Genomic DNA, 4,959 nt, shown 5'->3' with positions numbered 1-4,959 from the left:
TTTTTTTTCTTTTTCTATTTTTTTAGTATTTAATCTTTTAATATGATACTCCGCCTCAAACTCAAACAATGCTTCATAATTTTTTGAAAGTCTGTTTGACAATAAACCATTTGTTTTTGTGGCAGAGTTTATTTCAATAACGCATTTATCAGTCCCAAAAAAATTGCATCTAAACTTTTTTGTTTGATTTCTGCTAATGTCTAATGGATAAAAATATCCGTTTTTCTGTAATTGTTTTATTGGTATATAAATAATAGTTTCAGCTTTATTATTATATTCGTCCATAACAACATTAAAACTTTTTGCTATATAATATTTATCATCAATATTTTCTGTATCATAAACTTTCTCTAAATAAAAACATTCATTATCAATATTTGTTTTTATATTTTCAAAATTATTTTTCCATTCATCTATTAAATCATTAAAATTGTAATATTTTTTAATAGCGTTTTCAGTAATCTTTTTTACAGCTTCAATATGCTCTTCTACGCTCCACAAACAATTATAAATTATAAAGCAATCATAAATATCAACTTCTTCTTTACCGCTTAAATAAGCCGAGAGTTTTAATAAATATGCTATATGCTGCCATCTTCTGTCTGATACATATATATTAATATTCTCTTCATTAAACTTATCTATAGAAAGTTTTATATAATGAATAATATCAATAACAGTTTTTGAAAGTTTAATGTTATTTGCATTCTTTCTAATTTGCATCCATTCATCTGTTGATATTTTTAAGTTATTATCTATATCTACAAAAGAACTAAGTTCTGTGTTTTGAAGTATCTTTTCAAAGTTATATTTGTTTTTTATATTTTTTATATTTAAACGCATGATAAATCTATCATACAATGCTTCAAGACCTTGACCTTCTGGAGGAGTTTCATTACTTGCTGAGATTAATGCTTTTAATGGCACTTTTATTTCATTTACACCATTTTTAAATATTCTTTCATTTATTATAGTAAGAAGTGTGTTTAGTATTGCAGGGCTGCTTTTCCAAATTTCATCTAAAAAAGCAAAATCAGCATCGGGTAAATATCCTTCTATTTTTCTTATATATCTATCGTTCTTTAATTCTTCTAAACTAATAGGACCAAATATGTCTTCTGGTGTGCTGAATCTTTGCATCAAATATCCAAAGTATTTTGAATCTTTAAATGCATAAGATATTCTCTTTGCTATAAAGCTTTTTGCTGTTCCCGGAGGACCGTATAAAAATATAGGTTTTCCTGCTATGGCACTTAATAGAGTTAATGCTACAATATTTTCTCTCTCATAAAGTCCATTAGAAAGTAATTTTATAATATTTTCTATTTTTTTTGATATATCAGTATTTTTCATAAAACTCTCTCACTTGTTTAAGTATATCATAGCTATATTATTATTTAAAGTAATTATATTTTATAATGCTTAATTTACTTTTATATGTTTTTTTGATATAATTAATAAAAAAGTTAAATAAATCATTTTACAAAAATAGTTCTCTTATGCTTTTTTATATAATTGACGAATATATAATAATTAATAAATAAATTTAATAAGCCTATGCGGGGTAAATATGTATAAATATATATTACTAATATTTATAATTGGGTTGAATCTTCTTAATGCACAAACTTCTTTAAGCAATGATTATTCTTCTACAAATAGCTATAGTGAAAATGGATATATTAGAAATGAAGAAGAGGCAAGAGCGGCATACAGTTTTGCTCTATACTATAAAGAAAAAGCATTAGCAAGCGGAATACGTAATGAAGAGAGTATTAATAATTTAGAAAATGCAAAAGTTATATTTAAAGAAGTGCTAAAGTATATACAAGATGATGATATATATATTTCTCTTGCTGAAACTCATGAGGCTTTGGGAGAAATTGAGGAGAGTATAAAAATATATGATTCTCTTGTATTAAACAATCCTCAAAATATAGATATATTAATTAAGGCTGCTGAGAGAAACATATTTTTTGTGGGGGATTTAAAAAAGGCAAAGTATTATCTTGAAAATGCGTATGAGATAGATAGAAATTATAATGACACTTTAATATTATTAGGGTTTATTAATTTTAATGAGAGAGAGTTTCAAAATGCTGTTTATTATTTTGATAAAGTAAATACAAATAAGCCGGCTAGTAAGAATTATTTGCAGTATTATAATTTTTATTATGGAATGTGCAATTTTTATTTAAGCAGATTTCAAAATGCAATAGATAGATTAAACAAACTTAATTATGATTCTTTATCAGATAAAGATAGGCAAGATGCTGAATTTGCTGTAATAAAAAGTTATCAGGCATTAGAAAACTATGATGAAGCATATAGTAAAAGCTTAGAAAATAGTAATGCTTCTGTTTTAAGTGCTTATTTAAGTTTTATGGCAGATAAATATAATGAAGAATTATTCTCACAAATTAATAATAGTGTTAATATTCCGCAAGTATTATCTGTTATTATAGAAGCTAAAAATAATGGATACAGCAATGCTTTAAATATCATAGAAACAGATATAGATAGAGCAAAAATAGATTTAGATATAATTCAAACATACTATAAACTTGTAAATGAAATAGGAAGCAAAGAAGAAAAAATAAAAGCAGAGATGGATATTATTAGTTTTTATTTAATGCTTGGCAATATAGATGCTTTACCTAAACATATAGAAAACATTATTAATTATGACAGTAAAAATGAAAAACTCTACACGCTATATTTGCAAGCTGCTTTGAAATTTGAAGAGCAAAATAATAAAGAAGCTGCAAAAGAAATGCTTTATAAATATGCTTCATTAAAAAAAGGTAATATAGCAGAAAATGAATTAGTATCTTTAGTTATGACTTCTGCGGATATAGGCGAATATGATTTTGCTATAAAAAATATTGAAAAGTTTGAAAGACAAAAAGATTATTATAGTTATTTGAAGTCTTATGTATATTATCTAAATAATGATTTTGATAATGCTAATAACTTTTTAAACAAAGATTTAGAGTTTTTTAAAAAGAATAAAAATCTTAATACTAATGATTATAGATTAAATATACCTTATGTTACAGCACTTTCTGTTTCTAATACTAACTCTATTATGGAATATGCTAATTTTAAATATTCTATTAATAAAGATTCTGCTGAGTCCTTAAATAGTTTAGCTTGGGCTTTGATATATTTAAATATAGATCTAGATAAAGGTATATCGCTTGCTAAAGATGCTGTAAAAATAGAGCCTAAATCTCCTCATTATATAGATACTTTAGGTTTTGGATATTATTTAAAAGGCAACTATGATGAGTCTTTAAAATTATTATTAAAGGCAGCATTTTATGCAGATGAAACATCTAAGGCTGAAATTTATTCACATTTGGCAGATGTTTATTATGCTAAAAAAGATTTTGATAGTGCATTAAAATATTATAGAAAATCAATCTCTTCTATTTATAAAGATAGTAGTTTTGATTCTAAAAAAATAGAAGAGAGAATATCATCAATAGAAAATAATACAAAATAAGAGAGGTTATAAATAATGCTAAAAAAAAGAATAGTTTATATATTTTTATTTATATTTTCTGTAGGCACATTATTTGCTCAGAGTGAACAGGAAGTAATGAAAGAGGCTTTTGATAAGTTTTCAAAATCTCCATTTACTTCGCTTTATTCATCTGGTGGTGCTTTTTATAGCGGTGATGATTTAGACCAAATGCCTATGATAGTTAATTATTATAAAAATGAAAATAATAGTAAATATATGACAGCATTAGACGGGCTTTTGGGTGGAGTTATAATGGACGCTAAAGTTATTAACAATGAACTTACATTATACACTCAAGATTCTCAGGAGACTATTAAAAGAAACTTTAATACATTTGCATTAGAAGCTCCTATTATGCGTTTTCCTAAACTTTATGCTGATATATTAGATTATAAATTTATAGATTTAAATAAAAAAATAATAAGCAGCAATATAACATTAGGCAAAAATTGGCATACTCTAAAAATTGGCTACAACGACAGAGTTGATACTATAGTTTTTTCTGCTTCAACTTTTCGTGTAAGAAGTTTTTCTACTTCATTTATGGATAATGTTGTTAATGTTGAATTAGGTTCTTATACTACGGTTAATAATATACCATATCCTAAAGAGTTTATTATGAAGAGTAAAACTGATAAAAGAGAGATTCGATACAATGTTACAAATGTCTCTGCTGGTAATAATGCTAAAAATGCAGCTAAAAAATTAGGCTGGTAATATGATTTATGATGATTTATGTATTGAATTAGATAAATTATCTTTATTTAAAGATGATAATGATGATGTAAAAAAAAGAAAGATAATAGATTATGCATCTTTAGCTATGGATTATAATAAAAATATAAATATAACAGGTGCTAAAGATATTCAGACATTTTTAGATGAGCATATTCTTGATTCGCTTTTGGCATTAGATGTATTTAGAGATTATGATAATATTATAGATGTTGGAAGCGGGGCAGGTTTGCCTTCTATTCCGCTTGCTATAATGTATAATGATAAAAAGTTTACACTATGCGAATCTAAAAATAAAAAGTCAGATTTTTTAATTCTAGCAAAAGAAAAATTGCATCTCACTAATATAAATATTGCATCAAAAAATGTATATGAATTAAAAGAGAAATATGACACTATTACATCAAGAGCTTTTTCTGATATAAAAACTCTTATTAGAATATTTAAAAAAATAAAGACTAAAAATGCTTCACTAATAGCATATAAGGGAAAACTTCAAACAATAGAAGAAGAGCTTAAAGAGATTAACGATATACATAAATATGATGTTAATATAGTGAAGTTAGCTTCGAATGAAAAAGAAAGACATTTAGTGATAATAAGAGAGAAATAGTTATATGTTTAAAATATAAATTGAATATAAGATAATGGTTATATTATGATTTTAAAAATGCAGTTCTTTTGGTTCTTTTATA

Annotated in this window: 4 protein-coding genes; 3 read left to right on the top strand and 1 reads right to left on the bottom strand. The window is 24.8% G+C overall.

The window, feature by feature from the left end:
• Nucleotides 1-1,353 (bottom strand): AAA family ATPase (locus tag E6A48_RS09165; RefSeq protein ID WP_219709921.1); only part of this gene is annotated, 1,353 nt, incomplete at its 3' end.
• Nucleotides 1,354-1,570: 217 nt separating this feature from the next.
• On the opposite strand from E6A48_RS09165, the gene E6A48_RS09160 reads away from it, so the two are divergent.
• The 3 genes from E6A48_RS09160 to rsmG are packed head-to-tail and all read left to right on the top strand — an operon-like array spanning nucleotide 1,571 to nucleotide 4,877.
• Nucleotides 1,571-3,508, top strand: a complete 1,938-nt coding sequence (locus tag E6A48_RS09160) for a tetratricopeptide repeat protein (protein ID WP_219709920.1) — start codon at nucleotides 1,571-1,573, stop codon at nucleotides 3,506-3,508.
• A gap of 15 nt (nucleotides 3,509-3,523) precedes the next feature.
• Nucleotides 3,524-4,246: a hypothetical protein gene (locus E6A48_RS09155; protein WP_219709919.1), complete on the top strand. Its 723-nt coding sequence runs from the start codon at nucleotides 3,524-3,526 to the stop codon at nucleotides 4,244-4,246.
• Between the two features lies 1 nt (nucleotide 4,247).
• Complete coding sequence (gene rsmG / locus E6A48_RS09150) at nucleotides 4,248-4,877, top strand: 16S rRNA (guanine(527)-N(7))-methyltransferase RsmG (RefSeq protein WP_219709918.1); 630 nt, start codon at nucleotides 4,248-4,250, stop codon at nucleotides 4,875-4,877.
• Nucleotides 4,878-4,959 lie beyond the last annotated feature (82 nt).

Source organism: Brachyspira pilosicoli (assembly GCF_019402445.1).
In the GTDB taxonomy this organism is placed as follows: Bacteria; Spirochaetota; Brachyspiria; order Brachyspirales; family Brachyspiraceae; genus Brachyspira; species Brachyspira pilosicoli_B.
The sequence above is the reverse complement of the archived record's forward strand: the minus strand, read 5'-3'. Positions and strand labels throughout refer to the sequence as shown.

Bases quoted from the DNA above. Each gene is read 5' to 3' on its own strand.
- E6A48_RS09160 (WP_219709920.1), top strand. From the start codon at position 1,571: ATGTATAAATATATATTACTAATATTTATAATTGGGTTGAATCTTCTT.
- E6A48_RS09155 (WP_219709919.1), top strand. From the start codon at position 3,524: ATGCTAAAAAAAAGAATAGTTTATATATTTTTATTTATATTTTCTGTA.
- rsmG (WP_219709918.1), top strand. From the start codon at position 4,248: ATGATTTATGATGATTTATGTATTGAATTAGATAAATTATCTTTATTT.